We start from the raw sequence: 23,852 nt of genomic DNA on the forward strand, positions 1-23,852 counted from the left end.
ACAATCCTGTTGCACCTACACCGTATCCCCGTGCCAAGAGGGATGGCTCGAAGGAGAATCACTCGTGCATACAGTTATGCCGGAATGTGACACTCGGCCGAACGCCAGCAGCGCCTTGCTCGCCGGACGTAATGTCGATTCCGTCATAAAGGGCGCGGCGCTCGGCCGTATCGGCAATCTCGAAGTGCGGCTCGCCCGCAACGAGGCCGAGATCGCGGCCGCGCAGGAAGTGCGTTACCGTGTATTCTATGACGAGCTTGGCGCCAGGAAGGATCTGTTCCAGGCGCAGGACCGCCGCGACGCCGACCGCTTCGACCCGCTCTGCGACCATCTGCTCGTCCTCGACACCACGCTTTCCGGCCCTGAGCACCGCCGCATCGTCGGCACCTATCGCTTGCTGCGGCAAGAAATCGCGGCAACCGCCGGAGGCTTCTATTCCGAAGGCGAATTCGAGCTGACCAAGCTCATCGCCCGCCATCCCAGCCAGCGTTTCCTTGAACTCGGCCGTTCCTGCGTCTTGCCGGAATACCGTTCGAAGCGCACCATCGAAGCGCTATGGCAAGGCATCTGGGCCTACATCAATCACTACGAGATCGGGGTGATGACCGGCTGCGCCTCGTTCCATGGCACCGTGCCGGCCGCGCATGCGGAGGCGCTCACTTATCTTGCCCATCACTGCCGCACCAACTCGGCCTGGGACGTGCGCGCTGTGTCCGGGCGCTATTGCTCCATGGATCTGATGCCGATCGAGGCGGTCAACACCAAGGCGGCGATCGCGGCGATGCCGCCTCTGGTCAAGGGCTATCTGCGGGTCGGCGCTCGCATCGGCGATGGTTGCGTCATCGACCGCGAATTCTCCACGGTCGACATTTTCGTCGTGATGCCGGTCAAGGAGATCGGTGCCCGCTACGTCAACTATTATGGCGGGGAAGCGCAGCGCTTCGCCGCGTGAGCGATTAGGCAGTAGTCAGTAGTCAGTAGTCAGTAGTCAAGACGACACGATTCGCGCTTCGGCGACTACTGACCACTCCCCTACTCCCTCTCCTCACGGAATGTCTTCCGGCCGCCGGCCGGGCCGGCTCTTGTAGGCTGGAAAGGTCCAGCCGAAACGGAGCGCGCCGCCGCGCACGGCGAACGCCGCGGCGAAGCCGGCCAGCTCTGAAACGATCGGCGGCAATCCTGTGACGTCGCCAGCCGTGAAGATGGCAGCGCCCGTGAGAGCGGCCGTAACATAGATTTCCGGCCTCAGCAGCACCGAGGGTTCGCCGGCCAGCAGATCGCGCAGGATGCCGCCGGACGTGGCGGTGAGCACGCCGGTGATGACGGAGACGACTGGAGAACCGGTAATGGCCAGTCCTTTGGCCGCACCCATCACCGAAAAAGCGGCTAGCCCGATGGCGTCGAGCCAGAGCAGCCATTTCCAGCGGGATTCGATACGGTGCGCGGCAAAGAAAACCAGCACAGCGACCGCCGCGCAGATCAGCACGTAGCTGGAGTTGGCGACCCAGAAAACCGGCAGATTGAGGATGACGTCGCGAAGCGTGCCGCCGCCGATGCCGGTGACGCTGGCCAGGAACAGGAAGCCGATAATGTCGAGCTGTTTGCGCGACGCCGCCAACGCCCCCGTCGCCGCGAAGACCGCAACGCCGGCATAGTCGAGGAGGGCGATCGGATTCATGGAGTGAGTAGTGAAGTAGTCAGTAGTGAATGGCAATTGGCGAAGCAGGCGCCTACCCGGCCCAGTCCTTGCTACTCACAACTCTCTATCGCTACCCATTAATCACGCATCCTTCTCGGCCTGCTCATTGACCGGCCCTGGCTCGACCGGCGCGTCGGCGGCGATTTTCGGACCACCCTTGGCGACGCCGACCATGGCCGGGCGCAGCACCCGCTCGCCGATCGAATAGCCCGGCTGCACGACCTGGACCACGGTGTTGGCCGGAACATCGGGATTGGGCACTTCAAACATTGCCTGGTGGAAATTGGGATCGAACTTCTCGCCCTCGGGAGCGAGTTTCTTGACCCCATGCCGCTCCAGCGCCGACAGCATGGCGCGCTCGGTCAGGTCGACGCCTTCGATCAGCGCCTTGAAGCCGGCATCCCCCGATGCCTTGGCCTCGGCCGGAATGGCATCCAGGGCGCGGCGCAGATTGTCCGACACCGACAGCATGTCGCGGGCGAAATTCGCCACCGCGTAAGTGCGCGCGTCATGCACGTCGCGCGCGGTGCGGCGGCGCAGGTTTTCCATCTCGGCCGCGACCCGCAGCGCGCGGTCCTTCAGTTCTTCATTTTCCTTCAGCAGCCGTACAAGCGCTTCGTAGTCACCATCGGTGCTGCCTTCCGTGCGCTCGGCATTGGCCTCGGCCGCCTCGGCTTCATTGGGCGTGCGTTCGTCTTTTGCCTGGTCGCTCATCGCCGTTTCCCGTCATCTCGAATGGTATGGATTTTGTGCCCGATATCGAGGTTCGCAGGCCAAAAATCAAGGGGAAAGAGACCGCAGGGGCCTGCGACCCCACCAGGAAAGCACGATGGGGACGCTTCGATTTTAATTCAAATTTTACCGTACTTGCCGGCTTTGCTTGCCACGAGGCGGTGATGCGGGAACCATTCCGCTGCTGGGGGAGTTTCGGAGCCGACGCAGGATTTTTGAAATGATGACCCGCAACAAGCTTGAAAAAGGCGAAAGGCTCGCTGCGGAGGTTCGGCGCCAGTTCGGCGCCGAGGCAGTGACGCGCTTTCTGCGCACCTTGCCAGCCTTCCGCATCGAACCCGACATCCCGGACCGGTTTGAGCAATTGCTCGAGCATCTCGACCGGGTCGAGGATGGCGACGCCGGCTGGCGACGGCAGTAGGACCGCCCGGGCTTTACGCGACAATTACGCACAGTAACTTTGCGTGATCATTGGCTTGCGGTGGCGGCACACCCTGCCTATGCTTCCTGATGAACATGATTTCCCCCGAGGCAGCTGCCAACAGCAAGCGCGCCTGGCTCAAGATCCTGGCGCGCTACAAGAAGCCTGACAGGCGGCGTAGCACACTCGAACTCGCCATCACCCTCATTCCTTTCGCCACTCTGTGGGCTCTGTCTTCCGCTGCCTATGCCTATGGTCATTGGTGGGGACTGGTGCTGATCCTGCCCGCGGCCGGCTTCCTGGTGCGGATTTTCATGATCCAGCACGATTGCGGCCATGGCTCCTTCTTTGCCAATCGCATTGCCGATGACTGGATCGGCCGCGCGCTGGGCATCCTGACGCTGACGCCCTACGACTGCTGGCGGCGTGCCCATGCCACCCATCATGCCAGCGCCGGCAATCTCGACGAACGCGGCATGGGCGACATCAGGACGCTGACCGTCGCCGAATACCGGCGGATGTCCTGGCGGGGTCGCCTGGCTTATCGCCTCTACCGTCATCCCCTGGTGATGTTCGGCCTGGGGCCGATCTGGCTGTTCATCTTCTCGCAAAGGCTGCCTATCGGCATGATGCGTGGCGGCCTGACGCCCTGGGTGTCGTCAATGACCACCAATCTTGGCATCGCGCTTGCCGCGGCCATCCTCATCTGGGTCATCGGCCCCGGCGCGTTCCTGATCGTCCATCTGCCGATCGTCATTCTCGCCGGTTCGGCCGGCATCTGGCTGTTCTATGTCCAGCACCAGTTCGAGGAGACCGAATGGGCGAAGGATGAGGAATGGGAGTTCCAGCGCGCCGCCCTGCACGGCTCGTCCTATTACGACCTCCCGCCGGTGCTGAACTGGTTCACCGGCAATATCGGCGTTCACCACGTCCACCACCTCTCCGCCAAGGTGCCCGGCTACCGGCTGCAGGAAGTGCTGCGGGATTATCCCGAGTTGCGCGGCATCGGCCGCGTCACGCTCCTCGAGAGCCTGCGCTGCGTCAAACTGGCCTTGTGGGACGAAAGCAGCCACAAACTGGTGTCGTTCCGCGAAGCGCGGATGGCGGCGTAGAGCATACCGCCGCGCCAGCGCGCGGCGGTATTTCCCAAACCTTTCTCAGGCCGCTTGCCGCTCGTCGCGCATCAGGATCTGGCCATGGCGGATCTCCGTGCCCAGCACCTTCAGGCATTCGCGGATGAAATTGGACAGGCCCGGCCAGCCCTTGGCCGAAACGAGATTGCCGTCGACATGGGCTCCATTCGGCGCGACGTCGATATAGATGCCGCCGGCCAGCGTGACTTCCGGCTCGCAATAGTGAAGAGCCGCCACTTCCCTGCCCCGCACCACGCCGTCGACCGCGATCAGGATCTGCACGCCATGGCAGATGGTGAAGATCGGCTTGCCTGTCTCATGGAAGTGCCGCACCAGCGTCTGCACGCGCTTGTCGATACGGATGTATTCGGGACCGCGCCCGCCCGCCGCGTAGACGGCATCGTACTGGGCCGGATCCACCTCGGAAAACGTCTTGTTGAGGATGTAATCGTGTCCGGGCTTCTCGGTGTAGGTCTGGTGGCCCTCGAAATCGTGCAGCGATGTTTTCAGCACATCGCCCGCCTTCTTGTCCGGGCAAACGACATGCACGGTATGGCCGACGGCATGCATGGCCTGTTCAAAGACGAAAATCTCGTATTCCTCGCTGAACTCGCCAACGAGCATCAATATCTTCTTGCCAGCCATTCCCGGTTCCTCCCTTTGTGGCCATTTATTTCGGGTCGCGAAATAACGGGGGTATCCTAAGGGCAAGATGCCGGGAGGAAAAGCGCAAATCGCACAATTGGTACGACCAGTTTCGAGTGAGAGGGCCTTCGGCCTTCCTAGAAAAAGCGTCAGCTGTTGCGAAGGCGCCGCCAGGAATATTTCGGACCCTTGGTCTCCGTTATGGCGGCTGGCTGGTAGTAAAGCCCCAACCCACCGGTGCGGCCTTCTTCAAGGCGCTTCAAGAGCACTGGATTTGAGATCTCGAATTCATCGAAGCCAAGCCGCAGCATGTGCGGCAACGGGTCGACCAGGACCTGCCCGGTGGCACGCAACGCGCCCGTGAAATGATAACGGCTGCGCAGCAGTTCGCCCTTGGAGAAGGAGCGGCCGTCGCCGAAAGCCGGGAAGGCCAGCGCCACCAGCGACAGCTGGTCGAGCAGGTCGACGATCTTCTCGAGCTGGTCGCCGGGTTGCAGCACGACCCCGAGCCGCTCCTTCGCCGAGCGGCGCACCTCCGGGTCGAGATCGAGGAACGCCTGCAGCGGCAAGATGAATCGGCCATTGCCGGAAAGCGCGTCAGCGCTCTCGGCATGGCTCCACTCGTCCTCGCGAAAACCCTCCGGGGTCCAGAGCCGGGTCTCCGGTGTCGTCAGTCCAGTCATCAAAATTCCTAAAATTCGAAGAGCTCAAGCACGTGTTGAAATCCAGGTCAGGCTACGTCGAAAACGGCGGCTTACGAGAACCGGAGCGGAGCGTACTTGAAGTCCGTGAGCACCGGAAGCGCAGGAAGCCGCCGTTTGCAGCCCGGCCTCACCTGAATGGCAATATACCCTATAGTGATGCGTCGGTCAGCGACACTTCCAGTCCCGACAGGTGAATGCCGCACTCGGTCTTGGCGTGGCCGGCCCAGCGGCCGCTGCGCGCATCCTCGCCCGGCTGCACCGGCTGCGTGCAGGGAAAGCAGCCAATCGACAGATAACCATAGGCGACCAGTGGGTTTTCGCGCAGCGCATGCGCGCGCATGTAGTCGGCCTGGTCCGACGTCGTCCAGTGCGCCAGCGGATTGATGCGGATGCGAGGCCCGACCGCCTCGAACACCGGAAGTGCGGCCCGTGTCGAGGCCTGGAAGCGTTTGCGGCCCGTGAACCAGGCGCGGAAGGGTGCGACGCCACGTGCCAGCGGCTCGACCTTGCGCACGTCGCAGCAGGCATCGGTGTTGTTCTGGTGCAGATTGCCGGTCGGGTCGATCCGTTCGAGCGCCGCCTCGTCCGGCTTGATCACCCGGATGTTGGTCAATCCGAAATCGGCGACCAGCGCGTCGCGATAGCCGAGCGTCTCTTCGAAATGCTTGCCGGTATCGAGGAAGATGACCCGCAGCGTGCGGTCGATCTTGGCGATCATATGCAGCAGCACTGCCGAATCCGCGCCGAATGAAGACACGGCGGCGATCTCGTCGTGAAACAGATCGTTGGCCGATCGTTCGATGATCTCGATCGGGCTGAGATGACCGTAGAGCGCGTCAAACCCCGCCGCTTTGGCGGCGATGCCGTCATCGGCATCGGCAATATGGTCAAGCGGCCTTGGCTTCGCCAGCATAGAGCGCCTCCTTGAACGGCGCGGGACCGACACGGCGGTAGGCGTCGATGAATTTTTCCTGCGGGTTGAGCCGAAGGCCGAGATAGGTGTCGACGATCTGCTCGATGGCGTCGGTGATTTCTTCCGAAGAGAAGCCACGGCCGATGATCTCGCCGACCGAAGTGTTCTCGTCGGCCGAACCGCCCAATGTCACCTGGTAGAGTTCGGAGCCCTTCTTCTCGACACCGAGGATGCCGATATGGCCGACATGGTGGTGGCCGCAGGCATTGATGCAGCCGGAGATCTTCAGCTTCAATTCGCCGATCTCGCGCTGCCGCTCCAGCGAGGCGAAGCGGCGCGAGATTTCCTGTGCGATCGGGATCGAGCGTGCCGTCGCCAGCGCGCAATAATCGAGGCCCGGGCACGAGATGATGTCCGAGATCAGGTTGGAATTAGCCGTCGCCAGCCCGATGTCGACCAGCGCGTCATAGACCGCCTTGAGGTCGGCACGCGCCACATGCGGCAGGATCAGGTTCTGCTCGTGGCTGACGCGAAGCTCGTCGAAGGCATATTTCTCGGCAATGTCGGCGACCGCTTCCATCTGGCTGTCGGTCGCATCGCCCGGCACCTCGCCGATACCCTTGAGCGAGATCGTCACCGCCGCGTAGTCGGGGTGGCGGTGCGTCACCACGTTCTGGTCGAGCCAGTCCGAGAAGCCCTTGGAATCCAGCCGCGCCACCTTGACGGCAGCATCGCCGTCCGGCCGCCCGGTCAGCGCGGGCGGGGCGAAATAGGCCTCGATCGCGCGGATGTCCGCCTCGGGCAGCTTCAGCTCCGCGTCCTTCAATTCCTGCCACTCGGCCTCGACCTGCCGGGTGATTTCCTCGGCGCCGGTCTCGTGGACCAGGATCTTGATGCGCGCCTTGTACTTGTTGTCGCGGCGGCCATAGAGATTATAAACGCGCAGGATCGCCGTGCAGTAGGAGAGAAGGTCGGCTTCGGGCAAGAAGTCGCGGATCTTCCTCGCCACCATCGGCGTGCGGCCCTGGCCACCACCGACATAAACGGCGAAGCCGAGTTCGCCGGCGGCGTTCTTCTTCAGGTGCAGGCCGATGTCGTGCGTCTGGATGGCGGCGCGATCGCGCTCGGCTCCCGTCACCGCGATCTTGAACTTGCGCGGCAGGAACGAGAATTCCGGATGCACCGAAGACCACTGCCGCAGGATTTCCGCATAGGGACGCGGATCGGCGACCTCGTCGGCGGCAGCCCCGGCAAAATGATCGGCGGTGACATTGCGGATGCAGTTGCCGCTGGTCTGGATGGCGTGCATCTCCACGCTGGCCAGGTCCGCCAGAATCGCCGGAATGTCCGACAGCGCCGGCCAGTTGAACTGGATGTTCTGGCGCGTGGTGAAATGGCCGTAGCCCTTATCGTATTTGCGGGCGATGTGGCCGAGCATGCGCAACTGCTTGCCGTTCAGCGTGCCGTAGGGCACAGCGATGCGCAGCATGTAGGCGTGCAGCTGCAGATAGACGCCGTTCATCAGCCGGAGCGGCCGGAACTGGTCCTCGGTGATCTCGCCGGACAGCCGGCGCCCGACCTGGTCGCTGAACTCGGCGACGCGGGCCTGGACAAAATCGTGGTCGAACTCATCGTAACGGTACATGCTTCGTCTTTCAGGGCGCGTCCGCCCGTTCACCTGGTGTCCTGGCTATGCCGCCTGCTCGGCCTGCTTGCCGAGGTCGTTGCGGATGGTCGGGCCGGCGGCGCGGATCTTCTCGCGCAGCCGCACCGGCTCGACAACGCCGTCGACGATGTCCGCGTCGATCAGATTGACGTCGACCACTTCATTGTCGGCATGGGCCTTGGCGCCGATCGCCTCCAGCCGATCCTCGGCCGCCTTGTCGTGGGCAAGGTCCGCATGGTCCACCGTCTCGGCCCAGCCGCCATCGGCGTACCACACGGCAATGCCGTCGCCGAGGCGATTGGCGGTCAGTATCTTCATGGCTGAACTCCCTCGGCGGCTGCTACGGGCACGCTCTCGTGCCTGTGTGCCGCGAGCGGCTCGGACCGCTCGAAATTGGCGCCGGCGACGGCGTCGCCGATGATGGTCATGACCGGGCCCGACAGATCGGCGCGCGCTTCCAGCGACGGCAGGTCGGCAAGTGTGCCGTGGAAGCGTCGGCGATTCGCCAGGCTGGCATTCTCGACCACGGCGACCGCCGTGTCCGGCGACAAGCCCGCCTCGATCAGCCGGCCGGCAACTTCGGCCGCGACCGAGCGGCCCATGTAGACGGCAACGGTAGCGCCGGAAATCGCGAGCTTGGCCCAATCCGGCAGTGAATTGCCCTTGAGATCGTGGCCGGTGGTGAACACCATCGAGGAGGAAACGCCGCGCAGCGTCAACGGCAGTTCGAAATCGGCGGCAGCGGCAAAGGCCGCTGTGACGCCTGGAACCACCTCATAGGCGATGCCGGCGTCACGAAGCGCGGCCATCTCCTCGCCGGCGCGGCCGAACACCAGCGGATCGCCCGATTTCAGCCGCACGACGCGCTTGCCCTGACGACCGAGATCCACCAGCAGCGCATTGATTTCGGCCTGGCTCTTGGTATGGCAGCCCTTGCGCTTTCCCACCGGCAGGCGCTCGGCATCGCGGCGGCCCATGGCGACGACCGCCTCCGGCACCAGCGCGTCATGGACGATGACATCGGCCTCCATCAGCAGACGATGCGCCCGCAGGGTCAGGAGGTCCTCGGCGCCGGGACCGGCGCCCACCAGGGCGATGTGGCCGCGAATGGGCGCGTCGGACAACAGCAGATCGGTGGCGGCTTCGCGCGCCTGTGAAAATTCGCCGGCCTCGACGGCGCGTGCTGGCGCTCCGCCGAAGAAGTCGCTCCAGAAACGGCGACGTACATTGCCCCTGGGCAATCTCTCGGCGGCATTGCGGAACGACGCCGCAAGCGCTGCCAGTGGCCCAAGCGAGGGCGACAGCATGCGGTCGATGCGGCTGCGCAGCATCTGGGCAAGCACGGGGCCCGCGCCTTCGGTACCTATCGCCACGGCGACCGGTGCGCGGTTGACCAGCGCCGGAGTGAAGAAATCACAGAGGTCCGGCCGGTCGACGGCATTGACGGGAATGCCCAGCCGGCGCGCGTCGGCGGCGACGCGACGGTCGAGCGCCTCGTCGCCGCTGGCGGCAAACACCATCACGGCGCCTTCAAGCTGCGAAGCATCATACGCGCCGGGCATATGGTTCGCGCCCGTCTCGGCGATGAAGGCCAACAGATCCGGTTCGGCATCCCCACCGATGATGTGCAGGACCGCGCTCGACTGGGCGATCAGCCGCGCCTTGGCCAAAGCCTCCTCGCCGCCGCCGACAATGGCCACGGCTTCGCCCTCGACCCGCATGAAGACGGGGAAGGCGTTGAGCTTGGTGGTGGCTTGCGACATGACAAAGCAGATCCGGGAACAGGGTCGCAGTTTTACGCCCAAGCGTAAAAAAGCAGAAGCAAAGCACTCGCGCATCCGGTGATGGCAGGCAATCGCTTTTCCGCAACCGCGAAGGGCGGGAGAAAAATATTCCATGCCCACGCACCGGGAGCGCCCGGGCTGCTGAAACGCGCCTTGATTTTAAGCACTTTTAGCTGCCGGCTACCTATCCCACAAAACAGTTTTTTTCTAATTTCTATCAATTCAGTAGATTAAAGTCGTCCGGTGGTGATTTCGTCTTCAGCGCCTGCCTGCACGGCCACTCGGTCCTCCGTTCGGGTGGAACGTTGACGGGTCAAAATGCGTTCCCGGTATAGCCACCACTCAACAAGGAGCGTCCCTATGAACACGATCAAACTGAAGCATGGCATTTGGGTTTTGGTGGCCGACGGCGAAAAGGCGCTCCTGCTCAAGAACGCCGGCGACACCAAGTTTCCCAACCTTGAAGTCGTGCAGGTGATGGAACAGGAGAACCCGCCCACACGCGAACAGGGAAGCGACAGCCCCGGTCGATACAATGACGGCCCATCCGTGCATCGAAGCGCGGTCGAGGAGACCGACTGGCATCGCATCGGCAAGGAACGCTTCGCCGAGGAGATTGCCGCCCGCCTCTACAAGCTTGCACATGAGGGTGCATTCGACAGTCTTGTGCTTGTCGCCCCGCCCATGGTGCTCGGCGCGATGCGCAAGAAGCTGCATAAGGAGGTTGGCGACAAGGTGACGGCCGAAATCCCGAAGACCATGACCAACCACGCCATTTTCGAGATCGAGGCGTTGCTGCAGGCAGCCTGACCACGCGCGGCGAAGGCGCCTATCGGGTCGCAGCACGGTCGCCACTGATCCCAGGCACCTGACCGGCAGTCACTCAGCTGCCGGTCAGATTTTTGCCGTCTCGACGTTGATTCGCGGCTTTGCGGGTTGCATCGCCGACACCCCGTCCACCATATTGCAAACAGGCGGCGGCTTAGGGCGGCGCATATCCGACATCGGTGGCTTGAAAGGCGCTCCATAGACAATGCCGCATGACACGCCCCTTATCGCCACCATCGTCGCCGGTCTGGGGCTGGCTTTCGTCTTCGGCGCCCTCGCCAATCGGTTCCGCATTCCGCCACTGGTCGGCTATCTCGTAGCCGGCGTGCTGGTTGGGCCGAACACACCCGGTTTTGTCGCCGACGCCCGCCTTGCCAACGAATTGGCCGAAATCGGCGTCATCCTCCTGATGTTCGGCGTCGGCCTGCATTTTTCGCTGAAGGACCTTCTGTCGGTCCGCGCCATTGCCGTGCCGGGCGCCATTGTCCAGATCGGCTTTGCCACCGCGCTCGGCGCCGGGCTGTCCTGGATGCTCGGCTGGTCGATGGGGGCGGGCGTGGTGTTTGGCCTGGCGCTATCGGTCGCCTCGACCGTGGTGCTGCTGCGCGCGCTTCAGGAACGCCGCCTGATCGAGACCGAGCGCGGCCGCATCGCCGTCGGCTGGCTTATCGTCGAGGATCTGGCCATGGTGCTGGCGCTGGTGCTGTTGCCGGCCCTTGCCGGCGTACTCGGCGGCCAGGAACAGGCCGATGCCCATTCGAGCGGCCTGCTGGCGCTGCCGGCCAGTTACGGCATCTGGGGTGTCGTCGGCATGACGCTGGCGAAGGTCGCCGCCTTCGTCGTCGTCATGCTGATGGTCGGCCGCAGGGTCATTCCCTGGATCCTGCATTATGTCGCCCATACCGGCTCGCGCGAGCTGTTTCGGCTCTCGGTGTTGGCAATAGCGCTCGGCGTCGCCTTCGGCGCGGCAAAACTGTTCGGCGTCTCGCTGGCGCTGGGCGCCTTCTTCGCCGGCATGATCATGAGCGAATCCGAGCTCAGCCACCGCGCCGCCGAAGAATCGCTGCCGCTGCGCGATGCTTTCTCGGTGCTGTTCTTCGTCTCCGTCGGCATGCTGTTCGACCCGTTCAGCCTGTTCAGCAACGGCCTGCCGATCCTGGCGACGCTGGCCATCATCGTCATCGGCAAGTCGCTGGCGGCGTTCGTCATCGTCGTCGCCTTCGGCTATCCGCCGGCCACGGCCTTGATGATTTCGGCCAGCCTCGCCCAGATCGGCGAATTCTCCTTCATCCTGGCCGAACTCGGCGTCGGGCTGAAACTTCTGCCCGAACAGGGACGGGACCTCATCCTGGCCGGCGCCATCCTGTCGATCGTGCTCAACCCGCTGATGTTCCTGGTCATCGACTGGATGAAGCCGTGGCTCGAGGCCCGCGCCGCCAGGACGGCGCCGCCGGCGGACGCCAAGCCGGTTGGCCCGGCGACGGAACCGGGCCATGTCGCCTCGGTCGCCATGGCATCCAAAAAGGAAGACGGCCCGCCACCAAGGACGGCGCTCACCGGTCATGCCATCCTGATCGGCTACGGCCGCGTCGGCGGCCTCGTCGGCGCCGCGTTGAAAGAAGCAGCACGGCCTTTCCTGGTCATCGAGGATGCCGACAAGACGCTGGCGAGGCTGAAAGCAGACGGCGTCGAAACCGTTGCCGGCAACGCCGCCAACGCCGAAGTCTTCGCCGCCGCCAATCCCGAAGGCGCCACGCGGCTGATCCTTGCCATTCCCAACGCGTTCGAGGCTGGCCAGATCGTGCTGCGGGCACGCGCCGCCAATCCCAACATCAACGTCGTCGCCCGCGCCCATTCCGACGCCGAGGTCGAGCATCTCAAGGGGCTCGGCGCCGATACGGTGATCATGGGCGAACGCGAGATCGCGCGCGGCATTGTCGAAGAGGTGCTTGGCCAAAAGCCGCGGGTCGCTGAACCGTCCGCTGCCTGAGCCGGCGCTGCCCACAGGCGCGTTGATCAAGCCACGAATGAACTGCGAAGGCTGTTGTCACGCTGGCCAGATTAGCGGGCCTTGGCTCGATCAGTTCACACGTGCTGGCCGCCATTGATGTGGATTTCCGAGCCGGTCACGTAGGACGCTTGGCTCGAGCACAGGAAGAAGATGATGTCGGCGACCTCAGCCGTGGTGCCCAGGCGCCGCAGTGGGATGGTCTCGACGATTTTTTCCGTGCCCGGCGACAGGATCGCGGTGTCGATCTCGCCTGGCGCGATGGCGTTGACACGGATGCCGTGCGGGCCGAAATCATGCGCCATCTCGCGCGTCAGCGAGCCGAGCGCGGCCTTCGAGGTCGCATAGGCGGTGCCGGCGAAGGGATGCACGCGGGTGCCGGCGATCGACGTCACATTGACGATCGAGCCCCTGGCCGCCGCCAATTCCTTGAACAGGCCGCGCGCCAGCATGATCGGCGCGAAGAAATTGACCTGGAACACGTCGCGCCAGACATGCATCGGCGTGTCGATCGAGTTCATGCGGCTGTTGCCGTCCTTAAGCTTGGGCGAAATGCCTGCATTGTTGACCAGCGCGTGTAACTGGCCACCATGGGATTCCAGCCGATGGCGGATTTCCGAGACCGCAATACCGACATCTTCCTGATCGGCGAGGTCGACCTTGATGTGATCCTCGGGACCGGCCGGCCACGGGCAATCCTCGGCAAAGGCCTGGCGTGAGCAGGTGATGACGCGCCAGCCCTCGCGCGAAAAGCGTTTGACAGTGGCATGGCCGATACCGCGGCTGGCGCCGGTCAGCACGATGGTTTTTCTGGTGTCGGTCTCGGTCATGTCGCGGTCTCCGGGCTGGACATGTAGCCGAATGCCGCTGAGGTGGCGAGAGGCGGATTGACGCCGCCAGCCGGCTGCTCAGCCGCCGCCAAGGATATCCAGGATCGACGTCTGCCGTTTCTTGAGCCGACCGCCGACGCTGCCTGGCGGCACCGGATGTCCGACCGAAGCGGTGGTGCCGTCATCCGCCGGCATATCGAAGCCATCGGCATCGACGGTCTGGGCAGGCCGCGCCGCACGGACCGGCGTTGCCGGTGCTGTCGCCTGCGCGGCCGGCGGCTGCTGGCCGACGGACGCCGACGGAACCGGTGCCGGCTGGTTGTTGCTGGCAGAGGGAATCTCGTCGGGGACGATGGTGTCGGCCGGCGTCGATTTCCAGGTGCCGGGCAGCGGCCGCGCCGGCAAGCCCTCATGCGCGGCGACCATGAACTCGTGCCAGGCCTGCGCCGGCAGCGCGCCGCCGGTGACCTTCTTCATCGCCGTGCCGTCATCATTGCCGAACCATACGCCGGTGGTCAGATTGGCGGTGTAGCCGACGAACCAGGCGTCGCGCGAATTCTGGCTGGTGCCGGTCTTGCCGGCCGACGGCCAGGCGAAAGCCGCCTTCTTGGCGGTGCCGACCTCGACCGTGCCGGTCATCATCGAATTCATCATGCCGACGATCTCGGGCTTGATCACGCGCGGTGCGCTGCCGCCGGCGCTGTCATAGAGCACCTTGCCGTCTGACGTCGACACGCGGCGGATGAAATGAATGTCCGGCTTGTAGCCGCCATTGGCGAAGGGCACATAGGCCGAAGTCAGCTCCAGTGGCGTCACTTCCGAGGTGCCGAGCGCGATCGAGGTGTTGGCCTGCAGGTCGGACTGGATGCCCATGCGGTGCGCGGCTTCCACCACCGCGTTCGGGCCGACTTCCATGGTCAGCTGCGCGGCAACCGAGTTCAGCGATTTTGCCAGCGCTGTCGCCAAGGTGACCTTCCCAAAGTACTTGCCGCCGTAATTGTCCGGCGTCCAGTTGCCGATCTTGATCGGCGCATCGTTGCGGATGCTGTCAGGCGTGCGGCCGGCTTCAAGTGCCGCCATATAGACAAACGGCTTGAACGCCGAGCCCGGCTGCCGGCGCGCCTCCGAGGCACGGTCGAACTGGCTGGTCGAATAGTCGTAGCCGCCGACCATGGCGCGTACCGCGCCGGAATCGTCGATCGACACCAGCGCGCCCTGGGTGACGTTGAGCTTCTTGCCGCTGTCGTCGATCAGCCGGCGGATCGATTTTTCGGCGAGCTTCTGCAGGTTCAGGTCCACGGTAGAATCGATCACGATATCGCCGCGCACGTCGCCGATCAGGTCGGGCAATTCTTCCATGATGGTGTCGGCGACATAGTTTTCCGAACCGGTCCAGTAGGATGGCGAGCGCGTCGCCGGCGCGCTGAGCGCCGTTTTCAGCTCCTTTTCGCTGATTTTGCCCTCCTCGCGCATGGCGCCGAGCACCAGCTGCGAACGCTCCTCGGCGGCCTTGGGATCGCGCGCCGGCGACAGCCGCGAGGGCGCTTTCAAGAGGCCGGCAAGCAGGGCGGCTTCGGACAGCGTGACGTCGCGCGCGCTCTTGCCGAAATAGCGCCGCGAGGCCGCCTCGACGCCATAGGCGCCGGAGCCGAAATAGACCCGGTTGAGGTACATTTCGAGTATCTGGTCCTTGCTGTGCTTGTGCTCGAGCCATAGGGCCAGCAGCACCTCCTGCACTTTACGCTCCAGCGTACGATCCGGCGTCAGGAACAGGTTCTTGGCCAATTGCTGCGTCAGCGTCGAACCGCCTTGCGAGAAATGCCCGCCGATGAGGTTGGTGACCATGGCGCGCGACAGGCCGATCGGATCGACACCGAAATGCGAATAGAAACGGCGGTCCTCGATGGCGATGACCGCCTCGGGGATATAGGGGGACATTTCGTGCAGGCCGACCGCCTCGCCGCCGCTCATGCCGCGATTGGCCAGCAATTGCCCATCGGCCGAGACGATCTTGATGTTGGGCGCACGATCGGGAATCGACCAGGTCGTGACCGCCGGCATCTTGGCGCCATAGTAGATGACGACGCCGGCCACCGCGATGCCGCCCCAGATGGCGAGCACGAAGCACCAGTAGAACAGCCGGCCGAGCACGCCGAACAGCCCGCGCCCGCCTCCGCCGCGCCTCCCCCGCGACGATTTCGCCTTCGATGATTTGCGTTTGGCGGAGGCTTTGCGGCTGCTCGGCACGACGCGGTCCTCCTCGCTCACCGAAAGACCCGTCTGGGATCTCGCTCGCGGCGGTCCCTCGAAGCTGGGCTCGATGCGACTGTCTCTGCGGTTCGCCATGCGCTGCGCTTGATGTCCCCGGTGCCAATGGCGCTCGGGTTGAAGAGTAGATGCGGCGATTTAAGGGCGGGTTAAGCAGGCCTTCGGCCAAACCTCTGAATTCCGTTAGGAATTTGTTAATCCTCTTCTCTCCGAAGCCTGGCTCGATCCCCGAGCCTGCCGTTCCGACAATCGACGCCGGCGGATAGAAGGCCAGCGCCTGCTCCTCGCAGGTGACCGCAACGACATTGTTCGAGCGGTCGACGGACCCCGATCCTTCTAGATCGGCTCGAACTTCACATCCAGATGGTCAGGACCCGCAGCTTGCCGCAACAAGGCGACAAGTTGTTCGCGCCTATCAACCGGCTGCCTTCGCCAGTTCGAGGCATTGGTTACATGCAGCCAGCCGTCGACCGACATGAAGAAATCCTCGTGCTCGTCATCGCCCTCGCCGCAGCGCAGCAACTTGTTCTCGGTAAATCTGACCAGCGCCTGGTCGATCGTGCGGTAGAGCAGCGGCCAGTTGCCGCCACCCGAGTCCATACGGAATTTGTAGCTCGGCGCGAAATCCAGCCGCTGCCGCAACAGGCTTCCGTCGAAAAAACAGAAGGCGGGCCACAAGAACCAGCCGCCCGGCGTCGGAGTGTCGCGCCGGACACTGCCGTAAACGCTCTTGCCCTTCAGCCGGTCGCGGATTGAAAAAGGTTCCGTCGGAAAGATGTCATGGTCGATGAAGCCGAAGACCTTCGGGGCCAAGCCGGTCATGAAATTGCGCACGATCCAGTTAAGCGCCTGGCCGTGCGATCTGCTGACCGTCAGCCTGTTCCTCGGCAACGCTACATAGGGGACGTGCTGGCGCAGGCAGAGGTCGCGGATGGCCTCCCTCGCCTCCTCCTTCTTGCTGTTGTCGAAGACGATATAGCTCTCGTGCTCGGCCAGGTGTCGGCGCACGAGGTGGATCTGCCATGCGATCACATCAGGCCGGTTGAAGGCAACGGTGGCCACGACCGCGTCACGGAACGATTGCTGTCGTCCCTGCAATTCGCTGACCGGCGCGGATGTCCTCAGGAAGCGAAAAGTCCGCCAGTAATAGCGCAGCAACGCCTCGCGTCGTGGCGGCCGGTTCAGTCTCTCCCATTCCGCCACGGTGATCCTGGGCCGCTCTCCGCTCTGCCACGCGTCGGAAGCCCCCATGTCACGCTCCTGGATCCCGGCGGGTTCAGTTCTGCTGGATTGAAATGCCCTTGTCGTCGATCTTGAGTTCGACGCCTTTCGGCCTGGCCTGCTCGCGGTAGACGTAGACGGCCAGCGCGATGATCACGATGATGAGCGCGCCAATGATGAGATAGAGCGTATTCTGCTTCATGGCGCGCCTTTTGTCGTGCCGAGCCTCAGGCTCGTTTCAGGACCCTGACCAGAACCAAAAGGATGATGGCGCCGATCGTGGCGTGGATTATGGAGGCGATGATGCCACCGCCGATCGAGAAGCCGATGCGCGGAAACAGCCAGCCGGCGATGAACGCGCCGATAATGCCGACGATGATGTTGCCGATCAGGCCGAAGCCGAAACCCGAAACGATGAGACCGGCGAGCCAGCCGGCGATGGCACCGATGAGGATGAAGACGAGAAGGCTTTCGACACCCATGGCGGGTTCCTCCGTGCAAGAGGGCGGGTGCGGAGCGGAAGGCTCCGAATCGGCCCCGATATCAACGGCTTCAGGCTAGTCGAAAGCAGCCGGCCTCGCCAGCGGCGCTCACTGGTCGTCGTCGTCGCTGGCAGCGGGCCGCCAGCTGGTCGGCTCGACCTTCTTCTGGGTATGGCTGTCGGTGTAGACCCACCAGCCGCCGTCGCGGTATTGCGCTATGGATTCATTGAGGACGCCGTCGCTGTCCTTCCAGGTGACGGTGACCTTTGAGCCGTCGGTCGGCGCGGTCGATATCGGCTTTCTGTCCGCCATCTCATCCCTTTTCTCAGCTGTGAGCGAAGATATCCTCTTCGCCCCAGCCCATCAGGTCAAGCTTGGCCCGCGTCGGCAGGAAGCGGAAACAGGCGTCCGCCTCCTTCGTGCGGCCCTCGCGCGCCAGCCGTCCCGCCAGCGCATCGCGCAAACGATGCAGATAGAGCACATCGGAGGCGGCGTATTCGAGCTGTTCGGGCGACAGCGTTTCGGCCGCCCAATCCGACGATTGCTGCGCCTTGGACAGACCGACGCCGAGAAGCTCGAAACAGATGTCCTTCAGCCCGTGCCGGTCGGTGTAAGTGCGCGTCAGCCGCGAGGCGATCTTGGTGCAGAACACCGGCTCGGCCATCACGCCAAACGCATGGTAGAGCACGGCGAGGTCGAAGCGACCGTAGTGGAACAGCTTGGTCACCCTGTCGTTTGCCAGCAGCTTGACCAGGTTTGGTGCTTCCTTCTGGCCCGGCGCGATCTGGATGACATCGGCGCTGCCGTCGCCAGGCGAGATCTGCACCACGCAGAGCCGGTCTCGGTGCGGGTTGAGGCCAAGCGTCTCCGTATCGATCGCCACCGCCGCGACATCGTAATGCGAAAGGTCGGGCAGATCGTTTTTATGGAAGCGGATATCGCTCATCGTTTTCTCCGGGTCGCGGCGTTACCCGTCCTCGCCGCGATCCAGTGAAAAATCAACAAGAAAACGTGTTTTCCGCGCTCAGCGTGTCAGCGCATCCAGAATGCGCGCCCAGGAGCGCTGGCCCTTGTGGAAGGAGCTGAGCTCGTATTTCTCGTTGGGCGAGTGGATGCGGTCGTCATCGAGGCCGAACCCGACCAGCAGCGATTCCATGCCGAGATAGGTCTGAAAGTCGCCCACCACCGGAATGGAGCCGCCGCTGCCGGTCGTCACCGCGGGCTTTGGCCATTCGTCGGAAAGCGCCGTCTTGGCCTTGGCCAGGAAGGGCGAGTCGTAAGAGAGCTGGATTGCCGGTGAGCCGCCATGAGCATGGAATTCGACCGTACAATCGGCCGGGATGCGTTCCTTGACGAATTTCTGGAAGGCCGCGCGGATCTTGGCCGGATCCTGCTTGTGGACAAGGCGGAACGAGACCTTTGCCGAGGCTTCCGCCGCGATGACCGTCTTGAAACCCTTGCCGGTATAGCCGCCGATGATGCCGTTGAATTCGGCGGTGGGTCGCGCCCAGGTCAGTTCCAGCACCGAGCGGCCTTTTTCGCCCGATGGGATCGACAAGCCGACAGGCCCGAGGAAGGTCTCGGCCGTCTCGCCCAGCGTCTCCCATGATTTCAGCACCTGCGAGGGCGTTTCCTCGACGCCGTCATAGAAGCCCGGGATGGTGATATGGCCGTCCTTGTCGTGGATGTCGGCCAGCACCTTGGCCAGGATGCGGATCGGGTTGGCGGCAGCCCCGCCATACAGGCCCGAATGCAGGTCGCGGTCGGCGGCCTTCACCGTGATCTCCTCGCCGACCAGACCGCGTAGCCCGACGCAGATCGACGGCGTGTCGCGGTCCCACATGCTGGTATCGCAGACCAGCGCGAAGTCGGCCTTGAGCTCCTCGGCATTGGCTTCGAGGAACGGCTTCAGCGAGGGCGAGCCGGATTCCTCCTCGCCTTCGAACAGGATGGTGACCCGGCACGGAAGGCTGCCGTGCACCTGTTTCCAGGCACGGCATGCCTCGACGAAGGTCATCAGCTGGCCCTTGTCGTCGGCCGAGCCGCGCCCGGTGATGATCTTGTGACCAGGTCCGACCTCCTTGATCGCGGGGGCGAAGGGATCGTTTTCCCACAGTTCGATCGGGTCGACCGGCTGCACGTCGTAATGGCCGTAGAACAGCACATGCGGCGCGCCAGCCGGCCCATCATGATGCGCAACCACCATGGGGTGGCCGGGCGTGTCGCGCACACTGGCGTCGAAGCCGATCAGTTTGAGTTCCGCCACCAGCCATTCCGCCGCCTTGCGGCAGTCGGCGGCGTAGGCTGGATCGGTGGAGATCGACTTGATCCCGAGCAGGCCGAAGAGCCGTTCCAGGCTCTGGTCGAGATTCTTGTCGAGACGGTCGAGGACGGGGGAGACTGCGGACATTTGCAATAGCCTTTCGGTTCAGTGTCGGAACCGTAAAGGCAGAGCGGCGAAACGAAAAGCCCGGGACGATTGGACCACGACCCGGATGGCCGCCGCGGGCAAAAAAATGCCGCCGTGGTGGAGGGGGAACCACGGCGGCCTTTTACTCGAAACGATGCGGCAGCCCGGAGAGGGGGGATAGGCTGCCGCAATTGTCCGGTATAGGCGGGGGACGGGCCTTGCTCCGGACTTCGGCGAAAACTGCCGATGACGTGTATTTGGGTCTGTGAACGTGGCGATTCAAGGGCGTCAACGTTACACTTTTGTAACGTGCCCGTGAGCGGGCCTGTATGCCTTTGATCCGTCAGGGTCGCGATCTGTCAGGGTGTTGTATCTGGCGCTGTCTTTGGCATGGACCAAGCCATCGCGCCGCGCTATCCCTGCCCGCATGAAAAAAGGCGATCATCTCTTTCTCATCGACGGCTCCGGCTACATCTTCCGCGCCTATCACGCGCTGCCGCCGCTGACCCGCAAGTCGGACGGCCTGCCGGTCGGTGCCGTTTCCGGCTTCTGCAACATGCTGTGGAAGCTGATGCAGGACGCCCGCAACACCGATGTGGGCATTGTGCCGACGCATTTCGCCGTCATCTTCGACTATTCCTCGAAAACCTTCCGCAACGACCTTTATCCCGAATACAAGGCCAACCGTTCGGCTCCGCCCGAGGATCTGATCCCGCAGTTCGGCCTGATCCGCCAGGCTACCAGGGCGTTCAACCTGCCCTGCGTCGAGATGGAAGGCTTCGAGGCCGACGATCTCATCGCCACCTATTGCCGGCTGGCCTGCGAGGCCGGCGGCGACACCACCATCATCTCCTCCGACAAGGACCTGATGCAGCTGGTTGGCGAAACGGTCGGCATGTACGACCCGATGAAGGACCGGCAGATCGGCATCCCCGAAGTCGTCGAGAAATGGGGCGTGCCGCCGGAAAAGATGATCGACCTGCAGGCGCTGACGGGCGACTCAGTCGACAATGTGCCTGGCGTGCCCGGCATCGGGCCAAAGACCGCGGCGCAACTGCTCGAGCAGTTCGGCGACCTCGACGGATTGCTCGCCCGCGCCGGCGAGATCAAGCAGGAAAAAAGGCGGGAATCGATCATCGCCAACGCCGACAAGGCGCGCGTCTCGCGCCAGCTGGTGACGCTGAAGAACGATGTGCCGGTGGCAGAAGGATTGGACGATTTCGTCCTGCATGCCCCCGACGGACCAAAGCTGATCGGCTTCCTCAAGACCATGGAATTCACCTCGCTGACGCGCCGTGTGGCGGAAGCGACCGGCACCGAGGCCGGCGACGTCCAGGCCGTCGCGGTGCCCGTCGAACGCGCCGATAACGCCCATGGCCCCGATGTCGGCGCCGGAACACCGCCCGTTGCCCGGGGCGGAACGGGCTCCGAGCCTGGCCAGGCTGCTGAAATCGAGATGACGGAGACGCCAAAACAAGGGGACACCCCTTCCCTTCTGGCCGCATTGCGGCTGGAGAGAGCGGCGACCGCCAAGATCGATACCGCGGCCTATCAGTGCATCCGCGATATCGCGACGCTGAAAGCCTGGGTCGCGGAGGCGCGGGAGGCCGGTATCGCTGCCTTCGACGTCAGGGCCACCTCGACCGATCCGATGCAGGCCGAACTGATCGGCTTGGCCATGGCCACAGCGCCTGGCCGCGCCGGCTATATTCCTTTCGCCCATAAGAGCGGCAATGGCGACCTGCTTGGCGGCGGCACGCTCGAAAACCAGATTCCGCTTCGCGAGGCTCTGGCGGTCCTCAAACCCCTGTTCGAGGACAGGTCGGTCCTGAAGATCGCGCAGAACCTGAAATATGATCTGGTCATCCTGAGCCGCTACGGCATCGATGTCGCGCCGTTCGACGACACCATGCTGATCTCCTACGTGCTCGACGCCGGCACGCCGCACGGCCACGGCATGGATGCCCTTGCCGACAAATGGCTTGGCCATAAACCCCTTCAACTCAAGGACGTGACAGGTTCCGGCAAGAGCTCTGTCGGTTTTGACCAGGTCGATATCGACAGGGCGACCGCTCACGCCGCCGAGGATGCCGACGTGGCGTTGCGGCTGTGGCGGGTGCTGAAGCCCCGGCTTGCCGCCAAGGGCCTGGTCTCGGTCTATGAACGCCTGGAGCGGCCACTGGTGCCGGTGCTGGCGCGCATGGAACAGCGCGGCATTTCGGTCGATCGGCAGATCCTGTCGCGGCTGTCGGGGGAACTGGCGCAAGGTGCGGCCCGGCTCGAGGAGGAAATCTACCTGCTCATCGGCGAGCGCATCAACATCGGCTCGCCCAAGCAGCTCGGCGACATCTTGTTCGGCCGCATGGGCCTGCCCGGCGGCTCCAAGACCAAGACCGGCCAGTGGTCGACCTCGGCGCAGCTGCTCGAAGACCTTGCCGCGGAAGGGCACGAACTGCCGCGCAAGATCGTCGATTGGCGCCAGCTGACCAAGCTGAAATCGACCTACACCGATGCGCTGCCCGGCTTCGTCAATCCCGACACGAAACGCGTCCACACCTCCTACGCGCTCGCCGCGACGACGACGGGCCGTCTGTCGTCTTCCGACCCGAACCTGCAGAACATTCCGGTGCGCACGGCTGAAGGCCGCAAGATCCGGACCGCCTTCATCACCGACAAGAGCCTCCGGCTGGTGTCAGCCGACTACAGCCAGATCGAACTGCGCGTGCTCGCCCATGTCGCCGAAATCCCGCAATTGCGGCAGGCCTTTGCGGATGGCGCCGACATCCACGCCATCACAGCGTCTGAAATGTTCAACGTGCCCGTGGAGGGTATGCCGTCGGAAGTGCGTCGCCGCGCCAAGGCGATCAATTTCGGCATCATCTATGGCATCTCGGCTTTCGGTCTCGCCAACCAGCTGTCGATCCCGCGCGAGGAGGCGAGCGCCTACATCAAGAAATACTTCGAGCGCTTTCCCGGCATCCGCGATTATATCGAGGAGACCAAGGCCTATGCCCGCGAGCACGGCTTCGTCGAAACGATCTTCGGCCGCCGCATCCACTATCCCGACATCAGGTCCTCGAACCCGTCGCTGCGCGCGTTCAACGAGCGCGCCTCGATCAACGCCCGCCTGCAAGGCACCGCCGCCGACATCATCCGCCGCGCCATGATCCGCATGGAGGAAGCCTTGGACAAGGCCAAGCTGTCGGCCCGCATGCTCCTGCAGGTGCATGACGAACTGATCTTCGAAACGGTCGAGGCGGAAGTCGAGGCGACGATCCCCGTCGTGCGCCATGTCATGGAAAACGCGGCGATGCCGGCGGTCTCGATGTCGGTGCCGCTGCATGTCGACGCGCGGGCCGCCAACAACTGGGACGAGGCACACTGACGTGCTGGCGAAGGCCCTCAGGCCGCTTGCGCCAAACATTTCGCGCAGGTCCCGCGAAATTCGATCACCGCCTTCTTGGCGGCGAAGCCGGTCGAGTTGACCCATTCGTTCAGCCGGTGATCGACGTCGTGATCGGACATTTCGGTCACCTGCCCGCAAGTATCGCATATGGCGAAGGCGGTCATCGAGTGGCTATGGTCGTGCGGCTCGGCGCAGGCGACGAAGGAATTAATGCTTTCCAGCCGGTGCACGAAACCTGATTTCACCAGCGTGTCGAGCGCGCGATAGACCTGCAATGGGGCGCGAAAACCGCGCTCGCGAAGCTGATCGAGCAAGGTGTAGGCGCTGAGCGGCCCGCTGGCGATCTCGAGTTTCTCGAGCACGCACAACTGGTTTTTCGTCAGCACATCCCTTGCCGCCATGGTCCTGTTCCACTTGTCCTGCACTGTTGGCGGGCTGTCTGCGCATGCAAACGGCCCGATCCCATTCAGATAGCGACGAACCGTCGTCTTTGCTACTCTTCTGTTGTTGTCCCGGGCCAATCGATGACGCGCGGGCACATTGGCAGAAATCTCGACGAGGGTAGCCAAGGGTGTGCCAGGCACCATTGGCCTGCCGACCCACGCGGCGATCACGCCGCCTCAGGGAGGCCGGCCACGCCCTGACTGGACTTCATCCGCGAAGGCCGGCGCGAGCAATTCCGCCAGCCTTTATTAGCCGGCT

The 23,852-nt window shown here is 63.7% G+C and carries 23 protein-coding genes; 6 read left to right on the forward strand and 17 right to left on the reverse strand.

Translation table 11 applies throughout. The features are described from left to right. The first annotated feature begins 76 nt into the window (after positions 1-76). Positions 77-952 (forward strand): GNAT family N-acetyltransferase, encoded by an 876-nt coding sequence (locus tag FJ936_RS07520; RefSeq protein WP_041163320.1) that lies wholly within the window; start codon positions 77-79, stop codon positions 950-952. A 93-nt stretch (positions 953-1,045) separates the two neighbouring features. Here FJ936_RS07520 and FJ936_RS07525 read toward each other — a convergent pair whose 3' ends face one another. Together FJ936_RS07525 and grpE are read right to left on the reverse strand one after the other, a co-directional pair. Then, positions 1,046-1,678, reverse strand: coding sequence for a trimeric intracellular cation channel family protein (locus FJ936_RS07525; RefSeq protein WP_140787891.1), 633 nt, complete (start codon positions 1,676-1,678; stop codon positions 1,046-1,048). Between the two features lie 102 nt (positions 1,679-1,780). Continuing rightward, entirely contained in the window at positions 1,781-2,413 is a 633-nt protein-coding gene (gene grpE, locus FJ936_RS07530) for a nucleotide exchange factor GrpE (RefSeq protein ID WP_015315702.1), read from the reverse strand. A 238-nt stretch (positions 2,414-2,651) separates the two neighbouring features. On the opposite strand from grpE, the gene FJ936_RS07535 reads away from it, so the two are divergent. Both FJ936_RS07535 and FJ936_RS07540 read left to right on the forward strand, forming a co-directional pair. Continuing rightward, positions 2,652-2,852 (forward strand): hypothetical protein, encoded by a 201-nt coding sequence (locus tag FJ936_RS07535; protein WP_023781176.1) that lies wholly within the window; start codon positions 2,652-2,654, stop codon positions 2,850-2,852. Positions 2,853-2,941: 89 nt separating this feature from the next. After that, positions 2,942-3,964: a fatty acid desaturase gene (locus tag FJ936_RS07540; RefSeq protein WP_140618886.1), complete on the forward strand. Its 1,023-nt coding sequence runs from the start codon at positions 2,942-2,944 to the stop codon at positions 3,962-3,964. Between the two features lie 45 nt (positions 3,965-4,009). Here the strand turns inward: FJ936_RS07540 and FJ936_RS07545 are convergent, their stop codons facing one another. From FJ936_RS07545 to cysG, 6 genes are all read right to left on the reverse strand, one after another. Further along, the gene (locus tag FJ936_RS07545) at positions 4,010-4,630 is read right to left on the reverse strand and encodes a DJ-1/PfpI family protein (RefSeq protein WP_140787889.1); all 621 of its coding nucleotides are present in this window, start codon (positions 4,628-4,630) and stop codon (positions 4,010-4,012) included. A 149-nt stretch (positions 4,631-4,779) separates the two neighbouring features. After that, complete coding sequence (locus FJ936_RS07550; protein WP_140787887.1) at positions 4,780-5,313, reverse strand: DUF934 domain-containing protein; 534 nt, start codon at positions 5,311-5,313, stop codon at positions 4,780-4,782. 169 nt (positions 5,314-5,482) lie between these two features. Next, positions 5,483-6,247: a phosphoadenylyl-sulfate reductase gene (locus FJ936_RS07555; RefSeq protein ID WP_140787885.1), complete on the reverse strand. Its 765-nt coding sequence runs from the start codon at positions 6,245-6,247 to the stop codon at positions 5,483-5,485. Next, complete coding sequence (locus FJ936_RS07560; RefSeq protein ID WP_140787883.1) at positions 6,222-7,892, reverse strand: nitrite/sulfite reductase; 1,671 nt, start codon at positions 7,890-7,892, stop codon at positions 6,222-6,224. The genes FJ936_RS07555 and FJ936_RS07560 overlap by 26 nt, the downstream gene beginning before the upstream one ends. Positions 7,893-7,937: 45 nt before the next feature. Next, on the reverse strand, positions 7,938-8,231 hold the full coding sequence (locus FJ936_RS07565) for a DUF2849 domain-containing protein (protein ID WP_140787881.1): 294 nt from the start codon (positions 8,229-8,231) through the stop codon (positions 7,938-7,940). Continuing rightward, positions 8,228-9,676 carry a siroheme synthase CysG gene (cysG, locus tag FJ936_RS07570; protein ID WP_140787879.1) on the reverse strand — a complete coding sequence of 483 codons (1,449 nt, stop codon included), beginning with the start codon at positions 9,674-9,676 and terminating at the stop codon, positions 8,228-8,230. Before cysG ends, FJ936_RS07565 begins: the two co-directional genes overlap by 4 nt. Positions 9,677-10,057: 381 nt before the next feature. Between cysG and FJ936_RS07575 the strand changes: the two genes are divergently transcribed. Beyond that, on the forward strand, positions 10,058-10,507 hold the full coding sequence (locus FJ936_RS07575; protein WP_015315693.1) for a host attachment protein: 450 nt from the start codon (positions 10,058-10,060) through the stop codon (positions 10,505-10,507). A 223-nt stretch (positions 10,508-10,730) separates the two neighbouring features. After that, positions 10,731-12,515: a cation:proton antiporter gene (locus tag FJ936_RS07580; RefSeq protein ID WP_140787877.1), complete on the forward strand. Its 1,785-nt coding sequence runs from the start codon at positions 10,731-10,733 to the stop codon at positions 12,513-12,515. A 95-nt stretch (positions 12,516-12,610) separates the two neighbouring features. Here FJ936_RS07580 and FJ936_RS07585 read toward each other — a convergent pair whose 3' ends face one another. The 8 genes from FJ936_RS07585 to FJ936_RS07620 form a co-directional block, all read right to left on the reverse strand. Continuing rightward, positions 12,611-13,363, reverse strand: a complete 753-nt coding sequence (locus FJ936_RS07585) for an SDR family oxidoreductase (protein WP_140713189.1) — start codon at positions 13,361-13,363, stop codon at positions 12,611-12,613. A gap of 78 nt (positions 13,364-13,441) precedes the next feature. Then, complete coding sequence (locus tag FJ936_RS07590; protein ID WP_140787875.1) at positions 13,442-15,709, reverse strand: transglycosylase domain-containing protein; 2,268 nt, start codon at positions 15,707-15,709, stop codon at positions 13,442-13,444. A 258-nt stretch (positions 15,710-15,967) separates the two neighbouring features. Then, the gene (locus tag FJ936_RS07595; RefSeq protein WP_140787873.1) at positions 15,968-16,882 is read right to left on the reverse strand and encodes a hypothetical protein; all 915 of its coding nucleotides are present in this window, start codon (positions 16,880-16,882) and stop codon (positions 15,968-15,970) included. Positions 16,883-16,907: 25 nt separating this feature from the next. Further along, on the reverse strand, positions 16,908-17,054 hold the full coding sequence (locus FJ936_RS07600; RefSeq protein WP_140787871.1) for a hypothetical protein: 147 nt from the start codon (positions 17,052-17,054) through the stop codon (positions 16,908-16,910). Between the two features lie 25 nt (positions 17,055-17,079). After that, positions 17,080-17,334: a GlsB/YeaQ/YmgE family stress response membrane protein gene (locus tag FJ936_RS07605; protein ID WP_015315687.1), complete on the reverse strand. Its 255-nt coding sequence runs from the start codon at positions 17,332-17,334 to the stop codon at positions 17,080-17,082. A gap of 108 nt (positions 17,335-17,442) precedes the next feature. Next, on the reverse strand, positions 17,443-17,646 hold the full coding sequence (locus tag FJ936_RS07610; RefSeq protein ID WP_023770648.1) for a hypothetical protein: 204 nt from the start codon (positions 17,644-17,646) through the stop codon (positions 17,443-17,445). A 13-nt stretch (positions 17,647-17,659) separates the two neighbouring features. Next, positions 17,660-18,280 (reverse strand): ribonuclease D, encoded by a 621-nt coding sequence (locus tag FJ936_RS07615; protein ID WP_140618902.1) that lies wholly within the window; start codon positions 18,278-18,280, stop codon positions 17,660-17,662. A gap of 78 nt (positions 18,281-18,358) precedes the next feature. Next, positions 18,359-19,744, reverse strand: a complete 1,386-nt coding sequence (locus FJ936_RS07620; protein WP_023770650.1) for a M20/M25/M40 family metallo-hydrolase — start codon at positions 19,742-19,744, stop codon at positions 18,359-18,361. Between the two features lie 427 nt (positions 19,745-20,171). Between FJ936_RS07620 and polA the strand changes: the two genes are divergently transcribed. After that, positions 20,172-23,129 carry a DNA polymerase I gene (gene polA, locus FJ936_RS07625; RefSeq protein ID WP_181171070.1) on the forward strand — a complete coding sequence of 986 codons (2,958 nt, stop codon included), beginning with the start codon at positions 20,172-20,174 and terminating at the stop codon, positions 23,127-23,129. A 17-nt stretch (positions 23,130-23,146) separates the two neighbouring features. Here polA and FJ936_RS07630 read toward each other — a convergent pair whose 3' ends face one another. Beyond that, complete coding sequence (locus tag FJ936_RS07630; protein WP_015315682.1) at positions 23,147-23,551, reverse strand: Fur family transcriptional regulator; 405 nt, start codon at positions 23,549-23,551, stop codon at positions 23,147-23,149. Positions 23,552-23,852: the final 301 nt, after the last annotated feature.

The sequence above is a fragment of the Mesorhizobium sp. B2-4-13 genome (assembly GCF_006658535.1).
Lineage (GTDB): Bacteria > Pseudomonadota > Alphaproteobacteria > Rhizobiales > Rhizobiaceae > Mesorhizobium > Mesorhizobium australicum.